This window comes from Mesorhizobium sp. M0060, from assembly GCF_040323155.1.
GTDB lineage: Bacteria > Pseudomonadota > Alphaproteobacteria > Rhizobiales > Rhizobiaceae > Mesorhizobium.
This window is the reverse complement of sequence record NZ_JAMYUP010000004.1, coordinates 104834-125121: the sequence shown is the minus strand read 5'-3', so window position 1 is coordinate 125121 and position 20288 is coordinate 104834. Positions and strand designations below refer to the sequence as shown.

General features: G+C 62.1%; 21 protein-coding genes. 3 read left to right on the top strand and 18 right to left on the bottom strand.

Translation table 11 applies throughout. The features are described from left to right. Positions 1-111: 111 nt before the first annotated feature. From lpxB to NKJ94_RS06065, 13 genes are all read right to left on the bottom strand, one after another. Complete coding sequence (gene lpxB / locus NKJ94_RS06125) at positions 112-1281, bottom strand: lipid-A-disaccharide synthase (RefSeq protein WP_352523585.1); 1170 nt, start codon at positions 1279-1281, stop codon at positions 112-114. Further along, the gene (locus NKJ94_RS06120) at positions 1271-2173 is read right to left on the bottom strand and encodes an LpxI family protein (RefSeq protein WP_352523583.1); all 903 of its coding nucleotides are present in this window, start codon (positions 2171-2173) and stop codon (positions 1271-1273) included. Before NKJ94_RS06120 ends, lpxB begins: the two co-directional genes overlap by 11 nt. A 6-nt stretch (positions 2174-2179) precedes the next feature. After that, positions 2180-3013 carry an acyl-ACP--UDP-N-acetylglucosamine O-acyltransferase gene (lpxA, locus tag NKJ94_RS06115; protein WP_352523581.1) on the bottom strand — a complete coding sequence of 278 codons (834 nt, stop codon included), beginning with the start codon at positions 3011-3013 and terminating at the stop codon, positions 2180-2182. Positions 3014-3026: 13 nt separating this feature from the next. Then, a complete protein-coding gene (fabZ, locus tag NKJ94_RS06110; protein WP_023674942.1) occupies positions 3027-3491 on the bottom strand; it encodes a 3-hydroxyacyl-ACP dehydratase FabZ in 465 nt (154 codons plus the stop codon). Further along, a complete protein-coding gene (lpxD, locus tag NKJ94_RS06105; RefSeq protein ID WP_352523580.1) occupies positions 3484-4542 on the bottom strand; it encodes a UDP-3-O-(3-hydroxymyristoyl)glucosamine N-acyltransferase in 1059 nt (352 codons plus the stop codon). The genes fabZ and lpxD overlap by 8 nt, the downstream gene beginning before the upstream one ends. Positions 4543-4722: 180 nt before the next feature. Next, positions 4723-7086 (bottom strand): outer membrane protein assembly factor BamA, encoded by a 2364-nt coding sequence (gene bamA / locus NKJ94_RS06100; protein ID WP_352523577.1) that lies wholly within the window; start codon positions 7084-7086, stop codon positions 4723-4725. 217 nt (positions 7087-7303) lie between these two features. Continuing rightward, positions 7304-8446, bottom strand: a complete 1143-nt coding sequence (gene rseP, locus NKJ94_RS06095) for an RIP metalloprotease RseP (protein ID WP_352523575.1) — start codon at positions 8444-8446, stop codon at positions 7304-7306. Positions 8447-8547: 101 nt separating this feature from the next. Then, positions 8548-9381 (bottom strand): phosphatidate cytidylyltransferase, encoded by an 834-nt coding sequence (locus NKJ94_RS06090; protein ID WP_352523573.1) that lies wholly within the window; start codon positions 9379-9381, stop codon positions 8548-8550. Between the two features lie 3 nt (positions 9382-9384). Continuing rightward, positions 9385-10107 carry an isoprenyl transferase gene (locus NKJ94_RS06085; RefSeq protein WP_352523571.1) on the bottom strand — a complete coding sequence of 241 codons (723 nt, stop codon included), beginning with the start codon at positions 10105-10107 and terminating at the stop codon, positions 9385-9387. A 32-nt stretch (positions 10108-10139) separates the two neighbouring features. Beyond that, a complete protein-coding gene (gene frr, locus NKJ94_RS06080) occupies positions 10140-10694 on the bottom strand; it encodes a ribosome recycling factor (RefSeq protein ID WP_084642476.1) in 555 nt (184 codons plus the stop codon). Between the two features lie 104 nt (positions 10695-10798). Continuing rightward, complete coding sequence (gene pyrH / locus NKJ94_RS06075; protein ID WP_352523569.1) at positions 10799-11521, bottom strand: UMP kinase; 723 nt, start codon at positions 11519-11521, stop codon at positions 10799-10801. A gap of 137 nt (positions 11522-11658) precedes the next feature. Further along, a complete protein-coding gene (locus NKJ94_RS06070) occupies positions 11659-12765 on the bottom strand; it encodes an aldo/keto reductase (protein ID WP_352523567.1) in 1107 nt (368 codons plus the stop codon). A gap of 54 nt (positions 12766-12819) precedes the next feature. After that, the gene (locus tag NKJ94_RS06065) at positions 12820-13248 is read right to left on the bottom strand and encodes a nuclear transport factor 2 family protein (protein ID WP_352523566.1); all 429 of its coding nucleotides are present in this window, start codon (positions 13246-13248) and stop codon (positions 12820-12822) included. 114 nt (positions 13249-13362) lie between these two features. Here NKJ94_RS06065 and NKJ94_RS06060 point away from each other — a divergent pair, with 114 nt between their 5' ends. Further along, positions 13363-14301 carry a LysR family transcriptional regulator gene (locus NKJ94_RS06060; protein WP_352523564.1) on the top strand — a complete coding sequence of 313 codons (939 nt, stop codon included), beginning with the start codon at positions 13363-13365 and terminating at the stop codon, positions 14299-14301. Between the two features lie 8 nt (positions 14302-14309). Here NKJ94_RS06060 and tsf read toward each other — a convergent pair whose 3' ends face one another. The 5 genes from tsf to NKJ94_RS06035 form a co-directional block, all read right to left on the bottom strand. Further along, positions 14310-15233 carry a translation elongation factor Ts gene (tsf, locus tag NKJ94_RS06055; RefSeq protein ID WP_352523563.1) on the bottom strand — a complete coding sequence of 308 codons (924 nt, stop codon included), beginning with the start codon at positions 15231-15233 and terminating at the stop codon, positions 14310-14312. Positions 15234-15352: 119 nt separating this feature from the next. After that, the gene (gene rpsB, locus NKJ94_RS06050) at positions 15353-16147 is read right to left on the bottom strand and encodes a 30S ribosomal protein S2 (protein ID WP_352523562.1); all 795 of its coding nucleotides are present in this window, start codon (positions 16145-16147) and stop codon (positions 15353-15355) included. 205 nt (positions 16148-16352) lie between these two features. Then, positions 16353-16631 (bottom strand): DUF4031 domain-containing protein, encoded by a 279-nt coding sequence (locus tag NKJ94_RS06045; protein WP_352523560.1) that lies wholly within the window; start codon positions 16629-16631, stop codon positions 16353-16355. A gap of 43 nt (positions 16632-16674) precedes the next feature. Further along, on the bottom strand, positions 16675-17973 hold the full coding sequence (locus NKJ94_RS06040) for a lysophospholipid acyltransferase family protein (protein WP_352523558.1): 1299 nt from the start codon (positions 17971-17973) through the stop codon (positions 16675-16677). A gap of 137 nt (positions 17974-18110) precedes the next feature. Continuing rightward, positions 18111-18938 carry a cell envelope integrity EipB family protein gene (locus NKJ94_RS06035; RefSeq protein WP_352523557.1) on the bottom strand — a complete coding sequence of 276 codons (828 nt, stop codon included), beginning with the start codon at positions 18936-18938 and terminating at the stop codon, positions 18111-18113. Positions 18939-19076: 138 nt separating this feature from the next. Between NKJ94_RS06035 and NKJ94_RS06030 the strand changes: the two genes are divergently transcribed. Together NKJ94_RS06030 and NKJ94_RS06025 are read left to right on the top strand one after the other, a co-directional pair. Next, complete coding sequence (locus NKJ94_RS06030) at positions 19077-19541, top strand: RidA family protein (protein WP_352523555.1); 465 nt, start codon at positions 19077-19079, stop codon at positions 19539-19541. Between the two features lie 14 nt (positions 19542-19555). After that, positions 19556-20284: a glycerophosphodiester phosphodiesterase gene (locus NKJ94_RS06025; RefSeq protein ID WP_352523553.1), complete on the top strand. Its 729-nt coding sequence runs from the start codon at positions 19556-19558 to the stop codon at positions 20282-20284. Positions 20285-20288: the final 4 nt, after the last annotated feature.

The following is a 20288-nucleotide window of genomic DNA, read 5'->3' as shown; positions in this document are numbered from 1 at the left end:
GAATGGTGAATGGTGAATGGTGAATGGTGAATGGTGAATGGTGAATGGTGAATGGTGAAGCGGAGCGCAACTCCCTGTCCATAGCAAATACTATTTACTATTCACCATTCACTACCTACTCCCCACCATCCCCATCACCACCCCCGCAGCAATCTCGCCTGACGGCTTGTCGGTCGCCATGCGCCCGGCGATTTCGGCAAAACCGTCCTTCTGCCAAGCGCGGTAGGCGGTATCGGAGAACAGCGCCTCCAGCTGCCGCGCCAGATAATGCGGCCGCACATACTGGTTGTAGTGTTCCGGCACGACCGGCCGGTCGGCGATGAGGTTGGGCAAGGCTGCACTCCACACTTTGATGAGCCCCTGCGCCATGCGCATGACCAGATCGAGCCGGTAGCAGGAGATCATCGGCACACCCGCCAGCGCCAATTCCAGCGACACCGTTCCCGATGCGATCAGCGCCGCATCGGCCTTGCCGAAGGCCTGCCATTTGCGTTCGGCATCGAGGATGATCTCCGGCTTCTCGTCCCAGCTTGCCACCGAGGTCCTGACCAGGTCGGCGACGTGCGGCACCGTCGGCAGCAACAGGCGCAGGCGGTGCCCGCGCGCCCGCAGGATCGACACCGTCTTGCCGAACGGCCCGACCAAGCGTCGCACCTCGCCGCGACGCGAGCCGGGCAATACAAGCAACTTTTTCACGCGGTCGGCGGACAGGTCACGCGGCTGCGCCTGCGCCTTGGCGGCACTAACGATACCCGGATCATGTGCAAGGCGATGCCCGACATAGGTGCCGGGCGGCCCCCCTAAGCGAGCGAGTTCCTTCACCTCGAACGGCAGGATGCAAAGAATGTGGTCGACATACGGCTTCATCGCCGCCGCCCTGCCCGGCCGCCACGCCCACACGCTGGGGCAGACATAGTGAACGATCGGGATCGTCGGATCGACGGCACGCACCTTCTTGGCGACGCGCAGCGAGAAATCCGGACTGTCGATGGTGATGAGGCAGTCGGGCTTTTCGCCGGAAATCGCGTTCGCCGTCTGGCCGATCCGCCGCATCAAGCGCGGCAGGTCGTGCAGAATGGCGCTAAGCCCCATCAGCGCGATCTCGCTGCCGTCGAACAATGGCGCCAAGCCGAGCGCCTGCAAATGGCGACCGCCGATGCCGACGAGCCGAACCTCGCGCCCGGTCAAGCGCTTGAGCGCCTGCACAAGGTCGGCGCCAAGCAGGTCGCCGGACTCCTCGCCGGCGACGACGGCTATCTTCAACGGCCGCTCATTCGCCATGCGCCGGCTCCGCAGCAGGCAGGCCGATCACGAACAGGCCGAGTGCATTGGCACGCCCGATGGTGGCGGGGCCTTCGAGCACCAGCGAGCGGCCGGCTTCGACGGCAATGCCGGCCAGTCCGGCGGCATGCGCCGCCTCGACGGTCAGCGGGCCTATGGAGGGCAGATCGGCACGCAGTTCCTGACCGGGCTTGGCGCATTTGACCAGAACACCGCGGCTCCGGCCCGCCAGCCTGCCGTGCCCGCGTAACTGTTTTGTCCGCTCGAGCAGCCCGTCTGTGCCTTCGACGCCTTCCAGCGCGATGGCGCGGCCGCCGACCGCAACGGCCGCCTGGCCGATATCCAGCGCGCCGATGGCTTTTGCCGCCGCATGCGCCGCCTCGATGTCGCGCCAGTCGGATTTGCGGGGCGCCGCCTTGGTCAGCAGGCCTTCGGCGGCGACCAGTTCCGGCACGATCTCGTGAGCGCCGACGACCTTGATGCCGCTGCGCTCGATCCTGCGCACGAACAGTTTCAGCACGGTGTCGTCGCCCCGGGTTACACCGACGAGAAGGCTGGGTAGCCAGGCGAGCAGGCCTAAATTGAGGCGCATGGCGCTCAGCCTGGGGCGGCGCGTGATATGACCCGCGGTTACCAGATGCGTAACGTGGTGCCGCTTGAGCATCGGCAGCAGCGAGCCGACGTCTTCCAGCCTCAAGGTTGCCTGCTCATAGGGCTCGAAATCAGCTATGCGGTCGACCTCGCCCGCCGCCATCACGACGAAGGGAGATTTGCCTTGCCGGGCGAGCGCTCGGGCAATTTCGACCGGGAGACTGCCGCCGCCAGCGATGATGCCGACCTTGGCATCTTGCGCGAGATCAAGGCCCTTTCCGGCAGCCTCAATCTTCGTCATCTGCCCTCAGTCTTGATCATCGGTATCGTCGCCGTCGCCACCCTTGAGCGACGGCACGGCATAGTGCCGCTTGCCGCGACCGGCGATGAAATCGACGATCTTCATGGCGGTCGGCGACGAGGCGAATTCCGCTTTGGCGAACTCGATGTTTTCGCCGACCGTCCGAGAGCGATCGAAGATCGTCTTGTAGGCTTTGCGCAGCAAGTGGATCTCGGAACGCGGCAGTCCGGCGCGCTTCAGGCCAATGATGTTGAGGCCGCGAAGGCTGGCGCGGTTGCCAACCGCGATGGCGTAGGGAATGACGTCGCCGACGATCGCCGAGCAACCGCCGAGAAAGGCGTTGTCGCCGATGCGGACAAACTGATGAACCGCGGTAAGGCCGCCGATGTAGACATTGTCGCCGACCTCGCAATGGCCACCTAACGTCGCCTGATTGGCGAAGGTGGCATTCTTGCCGACCACACAGTCATGGGCGATATGGGCATAGGCAAGGAAGTTGCCGTTGTCGCCGATCGTCGTCTCGCCGCGGCTGGAATCGGTCCCGAGATGCATGGTGACGCCTTCGCGGATCGTGCAGTTCTCGCCGATCACCAGCGTGGTACGGCCGCCCTTGTGCTTGGTGTTCTGCGGCGGCCCGCCCAGTATCGCCATCGGATAGACCTTTGTCGATGCACCGATGGTAGTCGCGCCCATCACCGAGACATGGCTAACCAGTTCGACGCGGTCGCCGATCACGGCGTCGGGGCCGACGTGGCAGAAGGGCCCGATGCGGGCGCCTTCGCCGATTTGGGCGCCTGCCTCGATGACCGACGATGGATGGATGACTGTCTGTATCTTCATTAGCATTCGTTTATCAGCCGCTTGCGACCATCATCGCCGAGATCTCGGCTTCCGCCGCCTTGGCGCCATCGACGAGGGCCTCGCAGGCGAATTTGAGAAGATTGCCGCGTTTCTTGATTTTCTTCACATGGATTTTCAACTGGTCGCCTGGAACGACCGGCTTGCGGAATTTGGCGTTGTCGATGGTCAGGAAATAAACCAGCGATGGCTTTTCCGTTCCAAGGCTGCGGATGCAGATGGCGCCGGCCGTCTGCGCCATCGCTTCGATGATCAGCACGCCGGGCATGACCGGCTGGTCCGGGAAATGACCCTGGAAATGCGGCTCGTTTATGGTGACGTTCTTGATGCCGATGGCGGATTCGTCGCCGTCTATGTCGACGATACGGTCGATCATCAAGAACGGATAGCGGTGCGGCAGGAGCTTCATCAGCCGCATTATGTCAACCGCTTCGAGCGTCGCCGCTGCGATGTCAGCCATTTCCCCCCTCACCCTGTTTGCGCGTCCGTGCAAGTCTGCGCAAGGCCGCTATCTCGCGCATGGCTTCCGCCATCGGCTGCGCCGGATATCCTCCCCAAATCTCACCTGCAGGCACATTGCTCATAAACCCGCTTCTTGCGGCAAGCTTGGCCCCGGACCCGATGGTCAAATGATCCGCAAGGCCGACGCCGCCGCCCATGGTGACGTTGTCGCCCACCGTCACGGACCCGGAAATACCCGAAAGCCCGGCCACTATGCAATTGCGGCCGATGCGAACGTTGTGCGCGATCTGCACCAGATTGTCGATCTTGGTGCCCTGGCCGATGATCGTGTCGGACATAGCGCCGCGATCGACAGTCGTATTCGACCCGATCTCGACGTCATCCTGGATAATAACGCGGCCGATCTGCGGAACCCGCTCCGGACCTTTGGCGCCGGCGACGAAGCCGAAGCCATCCTGGCCGATCCTGGCACCGCCATGGATGATGACGCGATTGCCGATCAACGCATATTGTACGCTGGCACCTGGACCGACATAGCCGTCGCGGCCGATCTGTGAGGAAGGACCGATAACCGCATGCGGGGCAATGACGGTTCCGCTGCCGATGGCGGCGCGCGGCCCGATGACCGCGCCTGCTTCGATGATCGCACCGGCCTCGACATGGGCGGTCGGATCGACATGGGCGTGCGGCGAGATACCGGTTTCGCCGGTCATCGGTCCAGGCGTCGCAGCCGCCGGGAAAAGCAGACGCCCGACCATTGCGAAAGCCTGCTGCGGGCGCGGATGCACCAGAACCGCAATGCCCGCCGGCGCCTTGCCGGCAAATTCGGCAGGGCAGAGAACCGCTGCCGCCCGCAGTGACTGCATCAGCGCGAAATTGCGCCTGCCATCGACGAAGACAAGTGCGTTCTCGCCGCCTTCATTGGCAGGCGCCAGAGCCTCGATCGATACATCGGAGAGACCGGAATCGACAAGCGTCGAACCGGTCAGATTCGCGACTTCGCCGGCCGTATACCGGCGTGAGGGCGCGAAGAACACCGGATCGGTCATTCCAGAAGCAATATCCAGCTAGCGCATGACCCCGAAAATCGGAAATCGATCCTCGGAAAGGATCATGCGCAAATCAAAGTGCTACAGCGTCCTTTGCTCGTCCGATAGGACGCGCCGCGCTGTAGTGTCGGATCACCGTCTTCCGGATTCAAACGACCCGGAAGCATCGTTACCCGCGCATCAGAAGCGGGTCGATATACCGAAGTTGAATTCCTGCACGTCGTCGGTCTTTTCCTTCTTGACCGGGATCGCATAGTCGATGCGGATCGGGCCGAAGGGCGACGCCCACATCAAACCGACGCCGACAGAGGCGCGCCATTCCATGCCGGTCGTCGACTGATTGACGAGATTGGAGGCAATCTTACTGCCGTAGAGCGTTGCCGCGTCAGCGAAGACCGCACCGCGCAAACCGAAGCTTTCCGGGATGACCGGCAGCGGGAACTGCGCTTCCGCCGAGGCATTGAAGTAGGTGGTGCCGCCGAGATGGTCATTGCTGTTGTCCAAAGCAACCGGGCCGATCCCGCCGTATTCGAAACCGCGGATCATGCGCTCGCTGCTCTGGAAATGGTCGAAGACACGCAGATCGCCGCTGCCATATCCCTGGACATGGCCGGCGCCGCCCGAAATGAGACCCACCAGATCCAATTGTTCGGACAGCGTCTGATAAATGCTGCCGCGCGCCGTGACCTTGATGAACTTGGCATCGCCGCCGACTCCGGCCACTTCCGTGCCGACATTGGCATAAATACCGTCATGCGGGTTCTTCATGTCGTCGATGGTATTGTAGATCAGGCCGAGGCTGACCGAGGACTTGAGCCATGGGCTCTCTTCAACGCCGTTTACGATCGCCTGGGAGACGTCGCAGGTGCCACCATTGATAATGGGAACGCAGCCCTCGTCGAACTCGTACTTCTCTTGCGCAATGTTATACGCCAGCTGCGTCGTGATATTGTCGGTGATCGGCAGCCCGAAGCGAACGGTCGCGCCTGTCGTGTCGCTGTCGTAATGGTCGTAGTTTCGGCTCTGCTTGTAGATGTCGAAGCCGGCCGCGATGCGGCGCCCGAGGAAATAGGGTTCGGTGAAAGAGAAGCTGTAGTCGCGCGAGTTCTTGCCACCGCCCGCCGCCACCTTGATGAATTGGCCGCGACCGAGGAAGTTGCGCTCACTGACGGAGCCTTCGACGGACGGACCTGACGTTTCACCGCCGCTCGAATAACCGGCGCCGACCGTGAACTCACCGGTCGATTTCTCGACCACATCGACCACCAGCACAACCTGGTCCGGCTCAGAACCCGGAACGGTGGAAATTTCGACTTTTTCAAAATAATCGAGCGCTTCCAGCCGCCTCTTCGCGCGCTGGATGAGGACCTGATTGAAAGCGTCGCCTTCGCTGACATCGAACTCGCGGCGAATGACGTAGTCGCGCGTCCGATCGTTGCCGCGAATCTCGATGCGCTCGATATAGGCCTTGGTACCCTGGTCGACCGTATAAACGACCGAGATCGTGTGGTTCTCGAAGTTGCGGTCGCCGCGCGGTGTCACCTGGGCGAAGGCATAGCCGGATCCAGCGACCTTTTCGGTCAAGGCGATGATCGTGTCCTCGACGTTCTTGGCGTTGTAGACATCGCCCTTGTGGGTCTCGACCACCGATTCAAGCGACTTGCTGTCGACCTCGGGGATCGTGCTTTCGACGCTGACATCCCCGAACGTATAACGCTCGCCCTCCTGCACCGTGATGGTGACGGTGTATTTGTTGGTGGTGTCGTCGAGCTCGCCGACAGCCGAGACGACCTGGAAGTCGGCATAGCCGTGATTGTAATAGAAGCGGCGCAGCAGCTCCTGGTCGGCGCGCAACTTGTCCTCGTCATAGACGTCGTCGCGCAGCACGAACGAAAGGAAGGACGAGCGCTTGGTGGAGATGATGTCCGACAGCCGGCGGCTCGAATAGGCGCTGTTGCCGACGAAATTGATCGCTGCGATCTGGGTGCGGCCGCCTTCGTTGATGTTAAAGACCACGTTTATGCGGTTGTCGCCGAGATCCATGATCTGGGTGGTCACGGCGGCGTCGTCGCGGCCGATACGCCTGTAAGCGGCCTTGACCGCCTCGACATCGGCATCGAGCTGCTGTTGCGAAAAGGTGCCGCGAGGCTTCAATTGCACCGCGGCTTCAAGCGCGTTGTCCTTGAGCTTCTTGTTGCCCTGGAACAGCACCTGGTTGACGACCTGGTATTCGGAAACCTTGATGACCAGCGTCGAGCCGACCTGGTTGATCTGCACGTCCGAAAACAGCCCGGTGCCGAACAGCGCCTTGACCGCATCGTCGATGTCCGAGCTGGAAAACGCCTTGCCGGGCTTGATCGGCACATAATTGCGGATGGTGTCGGCGTCGACACGCTGATTGCCGGTGACTTCCACTCTTGAGACGACAGCCGCTTCGGCGGCCGATGTGGCAACGAACTGCACTGCGAGCGCGCCTGGCACAACCAGAGCGGCGGACATAGCCACCGCGGACGCGGCGCTCAGAAACTTGGATGCTGCCTTCATCGGGCTTTTGTACCTTTTCTCGAAGTCCCCACGGCGAGAAAACCGGACGTGCGGTAATTTCCCCTACCGTATTAACCGGATTTTCCCTACACGCAAGGCTTCTGGTTAATTTGTATTTACTTAACCCTGTGGCGTGGCTTTCGCGTCACGCATATCCCCACGCATGGTAAACGGCGTCTCAACATTGCTCGCGCTGAAGCCAAATTTCTTCATGATTTCAGCACCCAAACAGATCGTTCCAGAAAACAAAGCCCATGAAGCCGAGCACCAGGATGAGGCCACTCCGATAAGCCATTTCCATCATCCGTTCGGACACCGGCCGCCGGATGACAGCCTCCACGCCGTAGAACAGAAGATGCCCTCCGTCGAGGGGGGGAATCGGCAGAAGGTTCAGAATCCCTATCCCGACTGACAGGAATGCAACAAGCTGCACCAGCCATTCAAAGCCGAGCTTTGCCGCCTGACCCGACATCTTGGCGATCTTGATTGGGCCGCCCAGCTGGCACTTGTCCTCGCGACCGACAACGAAACGCTGCAGGAACTGACCGGTGCGCTGGATGACGTGTCCGGTTTCCTGGACCGCTGCCCCGACCGCCCCGGCCGGACTGTAGGTGATCAGCCGCGGCTGGCCGAGTTCCTTGTTGTTGACGACGCCGATCACGGCCACCTGGACCTTGTTACCCAGTGCGTCTTGTTGTTCCATCAAGCGCGGCGTCGCCGTGACGGTGATTTCCTTGCCGCCGCGTAGCATGACGAAGGTGATGCTGTCGCCGGCGCGGCCAGAAACCAGACGCTGGACGTCGGCAAAGGTCTCGACCTTGCTGCCGTCGACGCTGACGAATCGGTCGCCGGGCATGATGCCGGCCGCCGCTGCCGGACTGCCGACGGTGACCTCAGCCACCATCGGCTCCAGCACGGGCCGGCCATGGACGGAAAACAGCACGGCAAAGACGGCGATCGTCAGCAGGAAGTTGAACAGCGGCCCCGCCACGACCGTCGCCGCGCGCTTCCAGATCGGCTGCGTGTGGAAGGCGACCTTGCGTTCTTCGTCGCTCAGCGCCTCGACCTCCTCCGAGCTGAGCTGGCTTGACGTCGCGTTCATGTCGCCGACGAACTTGACGTAGCCGCCGAGCGGTATGGCGCAAAGCTTCCAGCGGGTGCCGCGGCTGTCGTTGAAGCCGATGATCTCAGGGCCGAAACCGATCGAAAAGGCTTTTGCGCCGATACCGCACCAGCGGCCGACGAGGTAATGGCCCATTTCGTGGACGAACACGACCACGGTCAGCACGAACAGGAAAGGCACCAGCGTGCCGAGGACAAAGCCCTCCGTGCTGAAAACCGCGTGAAGAATCTCGTTCAATTCATACCTCAAATTCATCCACGGCGCAGGTACGCCGCGACTGTGACATCAATCCAGGCGAATCCATGGCGCAGCCCGCGCCGGCCCACCGACGATGCCGCTCAAACCGGAAACAGCCCCTGTGCCGGATGATCGGCGGTCGCGGAAATCCAGCCGATGACGTATAGGGCGAAAGCCGCCGCGACAAGCCCGTCGACCCGGTCCATGATGCCGCCATGGCCGGGTATCAGCGTGCCGGAATCTTTGTGGCCGTGGCGTCGCTTGACCCATGATTCGAACAGGTCGCCGGCCTGCGCGACGATCGAAAGCACCAGTGCGACCACGCCAAGCACGACGAGGTTGCCCGTTCCGGCGACGGCGGCCAGAAGCAGCCCGGCCACCACGCCGCCGACGACTCCGCCGAGCGCCCCGCTCCGCGTCTTGCCCGGCGAGATCGACGGCGCCAGCCTTGGACCACCGACGGAGCGGCCGACGAAATAAGCAAAAATATCGGTCGCCCAAACCACGGCGAACAGGAAGAGAATGGCCAGCAGCCCGGAACGGTCGCCGTCACGCAAGAAAGCCAGCGACAGGCCGGACACGGCCGCATAGGCAAGGCCGGATGCTTCCCACGGTCCTGCCTTGCGCATCGATGCCGCGATGGCAGTGACAGCAACCAGAGCCGCGACGAGCGGCAGCAGCAAAGACGCAGGCAGGCCGGCGATGAGGGCACCGACAAAGACCACGATCAGCGCTTCGGGCAGAAAGCCGAGACCTTTCGTAGCATTAACCCCTGCCGGGGCAACAGGGCGGCTCATCCGCGTCCACTCGTAGAAGATCACCGCCGCCATGGCGGCGCAAAGCAACCGGAAGGGCAGTCCGCCGAGCCACGTCAGGCCAAGCGTGACGACGGCAAGCACGACGGCCGAAATGACGCGAAGCTGAAGGTTGCTCATCCCTCAGCCTGAGGCGACGTCTTGGGCGGCAAGTCCGCCGAAGCGGCGCTCGCGGCCGGCGAAATCGCGCAGTGCATCGGACAGGTGCTCGCGACTGAAGTCGGGCCAGTAGCAAGGCAGGAAAACGAGCTCGCTATAGGCAGCCTGCCATAACAGGAAATTCGACAGCCGAAGCTCGCCGCTGGTGCGGATGACCAGTTCCGGATCCGGAATGCCCTCTGTATCGAGCGAGCTGGCAAAGGATTCGGCCGTGATCGCCTCGCTGTCGATCTCACCGCGCGATACCGCCGCGGCGAGCTTGCGCGCTGTGCGCACGATCTCGTCGCGCCCGCCATAATTGAAGGCGATGACCAGCGTCAGCGCCTCGTTGCGGAGAGTGAGCGTTTCGGCTTCTTCGAGCAGGCCCCTTATGTCGGGCTGCAGCCCTGCCCTGTCACCGATGACCCTGATCCGCACCCCACTCTGGTGCAGCTCGGCCAGATCGCGTCGGATGAAAAGTTTCAGCAAGCCCATGAGGTCGCTGACTTCGGATTTCGGCCGTGACCAGTTTTCCGACGAGAAAGCGTAGACGGTCAGGAAGGAGATGCCGAGGCCGGGGGCGGCGCGCACCGTCTTGCGCAGCGCCTCGACGCCGGCGCGGTGACCGGCGAGCCGCGGCAAGCCGCGCGCCTTGGCCCAGCGTCCGTTTCCGTCCATGATGATCGCGACATGCGCGGGCGTTGCCATGTTCTCGCTTCCGGGCCAGCCTTGGCCAGACCCTAGACCTGCATGATTTCCGCTTCCTTGTCGGAAAGCAGGTGGTCGATGGTGCTGATCGTCTCGTCGGTTAGTTTCTGAACCTGGTCGGCCCGTTTGCGGTGGTCGTCCTCGCTGATGTCGCCGTCCTTTTCCGCCTTCTTCAGAAAGTCCATGCCGTCCCGGCGAACGTGACGCACGGCGACGCGGGCATTCTCGGCATAGCCGTGCGAGATCTTGACCAGCTCCTTGCGGCGCTGCTCGTTGAGTTCGGGCAACGGGATCCTGAGATTGGTTCCGTCCACGATAGGATTGAAGCCGAGATTGGATTCACGGATGGCGCGATCGACGGCGCTGACCATCGACTTGTCCCAGACCGAAACCGAGATCATGCGCGGCTCCGGCACCGACACGGTTGCCACCTGGTTGATCGGCATGGCGGTGCCGTAGGCCTGCACCTGGATGGCGTCGAGCAGGCTGCTCGACGCGCGGCCGGTGCGCAGCGAAGCCAGATCATGCTTGAACGCGGCGATCGCCCCGTCCATGCGCCGTTTGAGATCGTCGTATTCGCCACTCATCATCGTCTCCTCGACCCGTTAGCCCGGGTTCACTGCCTTGAGGGTAAAACCCTGTTCGAGGCTCAATCCGCGAACCGGTCCCATTTTCGGGTTCATGGTCCGGATTAATCGTCGGCGACAACCGTGCAACGGCCGCCGCCACGCAGGATATCACCGAAACCACCCTTCTCGTGGATCGAATAGACGATTATCGGAATGTTGTTTTCGCGCGCAAGTGCAATCGCCGCCGTATCCATGATCGAAAGCCCGCGTTTTATGACTTCGCCATGGCTGATGCGCTCGAAGCGTCTCGCATCCGGGTCCTTCTTGGGATCAGCCGAATAGACGCCATCGACCTGGGTCCCCTTGAACAGCGCATCGGCGCCGATCTCGGCCGCGCGAAGGGCTGCAGCCGAATCGGTGGTGAAGAACGGATTGCCGGTGCCGCCGGCGAAGATGACGACCTTGCCCTGGTTCATGTAGGCGGTTGCCTGACGCTGCGAAAAACTTTCGCAGAGCTCGGGCATGGCGATCGCCGATAGCACCACGGCATCGACGCCGATCTTATTGAGCGAGGTGCGCAGCGCCAGCGAGTTGATGACCGTGGCAAGCATGCCCATATGGTCGCCGGTGACGCGGTCGCCGCCCTTTGATGCAACGGCAACGCCGCGAAAGATGTTGCCGCCGCCGATGACGACGCCGACCTCGATGCCCAAGGCGCGGGCCTCGGCGATGTCGGCGGCTATACGATCGACCACCGACACATCGATGCCGAAATGCTGCTCGCCCATCAACGCTTCGCCCGACGCTTTCAGCAAGACACGTCGGTAGAGGGGCTTCACCGTCATCTGGTCCTCATCATTGTGCGTGTGACGCTTGGGGTGGCTCCCTCGCGCAGGCGCTGCCCCGAGACATTGGCGTTCCGATACACGAAGGGCGCCGCGCTGGCACCCGGCCCCCGAACCAGAAAACTCTCTTCCAGCCTTTAGCTTACACCGGCAAAAGCACCTTGCATGAGCAGGTCCGGCATGTAGCCAGCCGGCTTGTCGCCGACTGCCTGACCTCCGGTAAGGCCGCCCTGTATTTCCGAGCCGAAGAACGAATACGGAAAGGGTGTGATTGGCCGGCTCACCGCATCGAGCCGTGCCCGAAGCTCCTGCGCAATGTCGAAATCGAGCGCGCCGAGATTATCCTTGAGTTGATCCAGCTTCGTCGCACCGATGATCACGGATGCAATGCCGGGCTGGGTCGCGGCCCAGTTCAAGGCAACCTGAGCCATGCTGCGGCCGAGCTGACCTGCAACCTTTTCCAGCTCGGCGACGATCTCCGAGTTGCGATCATTGAATTTCTGGAAACCGGGATTGGTCGAGCCGCGCATCGTCTCCAGCCTGCCACCTGCCTTGTTCAACGTATCGGACCGGTATTTCCCACTGAGCAGGCCGCTGGCCAACGGGCTCCAGACCATTATACCCGCACCGTAGCGCGTGCCGAACGGCACGAATTCATGTTCGATGTTGCGCTCGGCCAGCGAGTATTCAAGCTGAAGCGCCGAGACCGGTTCGTAGCCGCGATGCTCGGCGACGGCCTGGGCCTGGCTGGCATACCAGGCCGGGACGTCGGAAAGGCCGACGTGACGGATCTTGCCGGCGCGGACCAGATCGTCCAGCGTCCGCATCACCTCCTCCGGAGGCGTCAGCCTGTCCCAGGCATGGAGGATGTAGAGATCGATGTAATCGGTGCCGAGGCGCTTCAGCGAGCCCTCGACGGCTCGTATGATGTTCTTGCGGCCGTTGCCGCCGGCATTCGGATTGCCCTGCTCAAAGTTCATGCTGAATTTGGTGCTGATCACCGCCTTGTCGCGCAAGCCCCGCTCGGCGATGAATTCGCCGAGCCAGGTCTCGGATGTGCCGCCGGTATAGGCGTCGGCGGTATCGAAGAAATTGCCGCCTGCTTCGACATAGGCATCAACCAAGGCGCGCGCGGTTTCCTTCTCCGCGCCCCAGCCCCATTCCGTGCCGAACGTCATGGTGCCGAGCGCCAGGCGAGTGACACGCAGCCCGCTGTTGCCGAGCGTATAGTAGGACATGGTCATGGATTTTCTCCTGAAATTTGAAAAGCGGGATTGAGGTCTTGCCTGGGATACGAGTCAGGCCTTGGCCAGCGCATCGACCACCACCTGGAACCGGCGCGGATCGAAATAATCGTGGTAGGCGCTGATCAGGCCCCTCTCGAAACGGAAGACCGCGACATTGCTGTTGGTGTATTCAGTGCCGCCGATCAGCACCGCGCGGTTCTTGTACTCAACGACGATCGCGTCCGAATCCGCTGCTGGATAGATGGCTGTCAGCTGCGAATCGAAGGATTCGAAATTGCCGAAGAGGCCTCGGAAGGCGGCCAGGATCGCGGCCTTGCCATCGATGCTGCTTCCAAATCCTGCCGGCGGGTAGAATACAAGGATTCGGCCATCTTCAGCCCAAAGGTTGCCCCATGCCTCGATGTCCTTGCGGTGCATCAGATCAAAAAATTTGCGTACGGTCTCGAGATTATGGGTTTGTTCGGAATTTAGGTCGGTCATCGGACGTCTCCTTGGCTGTTCGGCGATCGCCGTGTGATGCAGCCCAAGATGCGCCCTCCTTTTCCCGCCGATAAGATTGCATTATCTGAATGGACTATGCGATACCATGCATGAATGGACCGCGATCTGCTTAGCCATCTACCTATCATCGTCGCCGTCGCGCGGCGTGGCGGCTTCGCCTCGGCGGCGGCAGAATTCGGCATGAGTCCATCCGCTGTCAGCCACGCGGTGCGGCTGGTGGAAGAGCGGATCGGCCAGCCACTGTTTGCCCGCACCACGCGCAGCGTGGCACTTACAGAGGCCGGAGAAGCGCTTGTCGCCGCGGCAGAACCGGCGCTGGAAGACATTACCGACAGAATCGAGCGCATTCGCTCGGTGAAAGGCAGAGCGAGCGGACTGCTCAAGATCAACGTGCCGCGTGTGGCGCTGCCTCTGGCGCTGATGCCCATCCTGACGGCGATGGCGGAGCGTTACCCTGACGTGACGATGGAGATCGTCACCGACGAACGTCTGAGCAATATTGTCGGCGAGGGTTTCGACGCCGGCATCCGGCTGGGCGAGATGATCGCTGAGGATATGGTGACGGTGCGGCTGACTCAGCCGTTCCGGACAGCCATTGTCGCCTCTCCGGCCTATTTCGGCCGCCACGGAAAGCCGCGAACACTTGCTGATCTCTCCACCCACAACTGCATCGGCTATCGGCTGTTGCGATCACGTGCGCTCTACCGTTGGGATCTGTCAGACCAGGGCAAAGATATCAGCGTCGAGACGCGCGGCAGCGTCGTCGTCACCGATCCGCTGTCGGCGCGCGACATGGCGTTAGCCGGGATCGGCCTTGCCTATCTGTTCGAGCCGCTGGTGAAGGCCGACATCGAGGCCGGCCGGCTGGTCGAGGTATTGCGCGACGCCTCGATCGACGAGCCGGGGCTGTTCCTCTATTTTCCGCGCCGGGCGGCGATGGCGCCGAAGCTGAGGGCCTTCATCGACACCGCGCAAGAAATCGGCCGGGCATCCTCGCGGACACCCGGCCGTAAAGTCTTTTCAGAAAGATAGAGCGCGGCTTACTTCTTGACCGCTGCCGCGACTTCCGCCGCGAAATCTGTCTCTTCCTTCTCGATGCCCTCGCCGAGCGCGAAGCGCAGATAGGCTGATATCCTGGCCGGCGCGCCGATGTCCTTCTCGGCATCCTTCAGCGCCTTCTCGACGGTGATGTCGGGATTGAGCACGAAGGCCTGCTTGAGCAACACGACCTCTTCGTAGAACTTGCGCAGACGACCCTCGACCATCTTCTCGATGATCGCTTCCGGCTTGCCGGACTGGCGCGCCTGGTCGGCGAAGATCGCCTTCTCGCGCTCGACCGCAGCCGGATCGAGCTGTTCCGTCGTCAGCGCCATCGGGTTGGTGGCGGCGACATGCATGGCGACCTGGCGAGCAAAGGCGTTGGCGGCCTGCGCGTTGCCTGACGTCTCGATGGCGACCAGCACGCCGAGCTTGCCAAGGCCGTCGGCAACCGCATTGTGGACGTAGGTTGCAACAGCGCCATGCTCAATGGTGAGCTTGGCCGAGCGGCGGAAGCCCAGATTCTCGCCGATCGTGCCGACGGCATCCTTGATGGTCTCGGCGACCGACTTGCCCGAGCCCGGATAGGGAGCTGCGGCGACGGCCTCGGTCTTGCCGCCATAAGCGAGCGCGACCTTGGCGACGTTGGCAACGATCTCCTGGAAAGCGGCGTTGCGGGCAACGAAGTCCGTCTCGGAATTGACCTCGACGATCGCTGCCTCGCGGACGCCGGAATCGACGCCGATCAGGCCTTCGGCAGCGGTACGGCCAGCCTTCTTGTCGGCCTTGGAAATGCCCTTCTTGCGCAGCCAGTCGATGGCTTCTTCCATGTTGCCGTTGGTCTCGTTCAACGCCGCCTTGCAGTCCATCATGCCCGCGCCGGTCAAGTCGCGGAGTTCTTTGACCTGTGCAGCCGAAATGCTCATTGTCGCCTCTTTGTCTAAATGCACCGACGCACCATCGATTCTCGATGATGCGCCTGGCGCCAGTAGCGCTTAACGCGCCAACATATTGGAAAGATGAAGGCCGTAGCCGGCCTTCGCTGCTATGCTTCCGGGGTCTGGGCGGCCGGGGTCTCGGCCGGGGTCTGATCGAGCGCCGGCTCGACCGGAGCCTCGACCGAAGCGCCGATATCGACACCGAGCGCGCCCTGCTGACGGGCGATGCCGTCGATAGCTGCCTTGGCGATCAGATCGCAATAGAGCTGGATGGCGCGGGCCGCGTCGTCATTGCCGGGGATCGGGAAGTCGATCTTGTCCGGATCGCAGTTCGAATCGATGATGGCAACAACCGGGATGCCGAGGCGCTTGGCCTCGAGGATGGCGATCGCCTCCTTGTTGGTATCGATCACGAACATCAAATCGGGCGTCGAGCCCATGTCCTTGATGCCGCCCAACGCCTTGTCGAGCTTCTCGCGCTCGCGGTCGAGGTTGAGGCGCTCCTTCTTGGTCAGGCCCTGGGCCTCGCCGGCCAGCATCTCGTCGAGCTTGCGCAGGCGCTGGATGGAATTCGAGATCGTCTTCCAGTTGGTCAGCATACCGCCGAGCCAACGCGAATTGACATAATACTGCGCCGAGCGCTGCGCGGCATCGGCGACGATGTCGGACGCCTGGCGCTTGGTACCGACGAACAGCACGCGGCCGCCCTTGGCGACGGTGTCGGAAACCTGCTTCAGCGCCTGGTGCAGCAAAGGCACCGTCTGCGAGAGGTCGATGATGTGGATGTTGTTGCGGGCGCCGTAGATGTAGGGCGCCATTTTCGGGTTCCAGCGGTGGGTCTGGTGGCCGAAGTGAATGCCAGCTTCCAAAAGCTGACGCATGCTGAAATCAGGCAGTGCCATTCTTGAGATCCTTTCCGGTTAGCCTCCACGGACACAGGCATTTTTGGACTTGGTCCTCGAACGCCACCGGAGGTTTCAGCCGGATTTCTCCCGGGCAGACACCAAAGTCCGTGTGTGGAATGAGCGCGCATATAAAGGGGATGCGCGACAAACGCAAGCGCTGCTGCGTCTTGCGGTTCAGCGTGCGGCGATCAGCGCACCGGTGTCATGATCGCATCTTCCCCTTCGGCACCCGCACACGCCGGAAAACAGCTACGATCTCTTCGCGGCTGCACTCGATAGCGCCGAGCCGCACCGCGCGGTCGCGCTCGAACCCGGTTATGTCATAATGCGGCGCCGATGTCTTCGGCGGCCCTTGATAGGACGAGCGCTTGATGCCGAGCTGCGCGGCGAAGCGATGCAACTCGTCGGTGTCGTCTGCCAGCAGATGACACCAGCGGTGGCCGATCCATTTCCAGATCGCCGCATCGACATAGACCGCCATGAGGCTTGCCGCACTCCTTCATCTTGCGCCAACCAACACGCCGCTAACGATGATAGAAGGGATTGGTATAGAAAATGAAGCCGCCGCCGGCCTCGAGTTCCACGACGGTCCTGGTGACGGTCTCCTGCATGCGGTCATGCAGTTCGGCGAGTGCCTCCTCGACGGAGCCTTGATAGGCGTGCAGCCCGAGCGGCTCCGGTACCCGGATATGAGCGCAGCGTGGGCCTGCCGGCTGCGGCACGAAACGGTTGAGCGTATCGCGCAGCGTACCATTGCAATAATCGTTGCGGATCCGCTTCAAATGCTCTGCGATCTCCTCCTGCGTGATGCGCGGATTGGCTGAAGCCCACGGTCCGACGCGCTGCAGGCGCTGGATCGTATCCGCCAGCGTTCGGACCTGCTTCCGGCTTCCGGTATCATCCGTGTTTTCCCGCAGCCAGCGGCGCGACCGGCGCAAAAGCTCGGCACTGTCGAGCGTGCCGGCGTCGACCGAAACAAGTTCAGCAAGGCGACGGCCGAGTTCCGCGAGCAGGTCCTTCTGACGTGCGTCATACGAAGCCCGCTCATCTTGTCGCAGGCCATGTGCAGCCTCATCGCGCGACAGCAGCGTCGCGTAGATATGATGGACGCGCTCCGGCAGCGTATCGGCGGCACGGCGTTCGATCTTCAGGCTGCGCTCGATATAGCCGCATTCCTTTGCCAGCGCTGCCTCGACATCCCCTGTGAAAGCGAGCTTCCATATCACGGGCGCGATCCAAACCTTGAAATCCGGATCCGTCAGCCGGCCGCGCTTCAGCGCTTCGAACCCCATCTCGACCGCGCCCGGCAGCAGCGGGGCAACGATGTTGGCATGCCAGCCGACGCCGCCTTCGGGATGCAGGAGCACGCCCTGCCCTTTCAGCGCCCAGGCCACCGAATGTTCCTTGGCCGCCCCGCTATTGCCCGGAATTTGTGCGATCAGATTGTTGGCCAGCCAGAATTTCTGCATCAGCCGGCCAAGCCCGTTGACGACGCCATGCGTGGCCCAGGATGCCGCCAGCGGGCTTACCCGGGAGACGACCTCCTTGTCGATCATCCAGTCGGTAAAGAACTCCGGATGGTTGGGCGTGATGAACGTCGCCTTGCCCGCGCCGCAACAAGTCTTCAGCCTTTGCCGGTCATCCTCCGGAAAATCGATGTGGCGGACATTGGCGACGCCGCGCAAGCCGGCCAGACGGTTAAACGGCAACAGGTCGCGAAACCCTGGAATGCCGTGCAGCATGACAATCCGGTTGACGAATGTCATGGCCTTGATCAGCGCCGCATTGGGTCGCGGCGCCACGAACACATCGATCCTGCTCAACCTGCTCCCCCCGGCGCCTACCGTCGTAAAACGTTGATATGCAATTGCGGCATGCTCAAGTCGGTGCAACATGCCCCGCAAGATCAAGCGCCACTATCGCGGAGAGCAGCCGGCGGCAGCTTGCCGTCGGTTCGAGCTCATTTCGGCGGGCAGGTCTTTGGCTGATCGAACAGCGACAGATTGACCAGCTTGCCGGTCATCGAAAAATCGTTGTAGTCCATCACGAGATCGCGCGTGATGCCATTCTGGTGCAGCTTGAAGCTGATCCGGTATTCCGGCACCTCTTCACCGCCTTTGTCGGTATCGTCGAAATAGGCGATGTCGACCGGCCAGTATTTGTCGGTGGCGAGCTTGGCCAGCGCCGGCGCTTCCGGATCGGTCTTGTCGGCATCGGCTTGCTTGCCGACGACGACGGTGGTGGTCATCACCTTGTTGGCATCCTCCGAGCCGTCGAACAGGTTGGTTTCGTAGAAACGTTCGCCCTTTTCCGCCTTGCCGATCATTTCAACCATTTGCTGGGTCGGGAACTGGGTCGCGGCGAGTTCCAGGCTGTTCTTCTCGGGCTTGTCGATTTCGACCTTGAGACCATTGGCCTCCTTCGTCGCGGTACCTTTGACCTCCTTATCGAGGTTCTGGTCGACAAAGGACTTGTTCACGAAGGAGAAGGTCTTGCCCTCGGCATCCTCGAAGGTGGTCATCTGCTGATCGGTCAGCCTGGTGTTGTCGCTGGTGACGATCTGGGTGACCAAACGGAACTTCACCGTATAGCCCTCGCAGGGCGAGCCGTTGAACTCGTAGACCATGCGGCCGGTGATGCCGGTGATCCCCGAGCGATCCGACGCCTTGTCCAGGGTAATATCATAGACGGCACGATGCGCCTGCAGCGCCGGCACCGCAAAAGCGGGAGCCGCCCAGGAAGCCGCTGTCAGAAGAACGGCGTGGAATGCGAGGCGCGTTGCGCGCATAGGGTGCTCCGATCATCGCGGCTAATGGCAGGCCGCATGGAAAGATAGTCCAGCTTAAAAAAAGTCGTGGCGGAAGCGAGGCAAAAATAGCAATTTCGGCCCGGCCTGCGCGGCGCCTTCAAGCAATAGGGAAATAGCATGAGCGAAACAATCGAAAAGCGACTAAGCGATCTCGGCGTGACGCTGCCGGCCGCCGCCGCGCCCGCCGCCAATTACGTGCCCTATTGCAGGTCAGGCAATCTGCTGTTCACCGCGGGGCAATTGCCGCTCATGGAGGGCAAGCTCCAGACGAGCGGACTGCTTGGCCGCGATGTCGACACCGCAACCGGCAAGGAAGCCGCAAAATACTGTGCGATCAACATATTGGCGCAGGCCAGGGCGGCACTTGGCGATCTCGAGAAAATCCAGCGCCTGGTGAAGATCACCGTCTTCGTCGCCTCGGCGCCGGACTTCGTCGAGCAGCATCTGGTTGCCAACGGCGCCTCCGATTTTCTCGTCGCAGTGCTCGGCGATCGCGGCAAGCACGCCCGCTCCGCCGTCGGCACCGCCTCCCTGCCGCTTAATGCCGCAGTGGAAATCGAAGCGATCTTCGAAGTCGAATGACCGGGACTGCGACCATGACCGATCTTTCCTGGCTGACTGCCCGGCCCGTCGCCCATCGCGGCCTGCACGACATGAACAAGACGCGGTGGGAGAACACGCTTCCCGCCTTCGCCGCGGCAGCCGAGCGCGGCTACGCGATCGAATGCGACGTCCACCTGTCATCCGACGGCGTCCCCGTCATCATCCACGATGGCGATCTGCGGCGGCTGACCGGCGAGGACGGCTTCGTCTGGCAGCGTACGGCTGCCGAAATCACGGCGCTGAAGGTCGGTGGCACCGCCGACCATTTGCCGACGCTGCAGCAGGCGCTTGATCTGGTCGACGGCCGTGTGTCGATGGTTGTTGAGCTGAAAGGCGCTGCCGGGCACGACGAAGGCCTGGTCGAAAGCGTCGGCAAGATGCTCAAGCGCTACAAGGGCAAGACCGCGATCATGTCGTTCGACCATTGGCTGATCCGCGATTTCCCGAAACATGCGCCCGGCATACCTGGCGGGCTGACCGCCTATGGCAAGGACAACCAGCTGATCGAGGCGCATTTCGCCATGCTGGCGCATGATATCGCCTTCACCTCCTACGCCGCCGGCGACCTGCCGAACCGGTTCGTCTCGTTCGTACGTGAAAGGCTCGGCATGCCGGTGATCACCTGGACAGTGCATGATCAACCTGCCATCGACCTGACCTTCAGATTTGCCGACCAGATGACGTTCGAAGGATTTGAGCCCGATCTTGTACGGCTCGCTTGAGCGG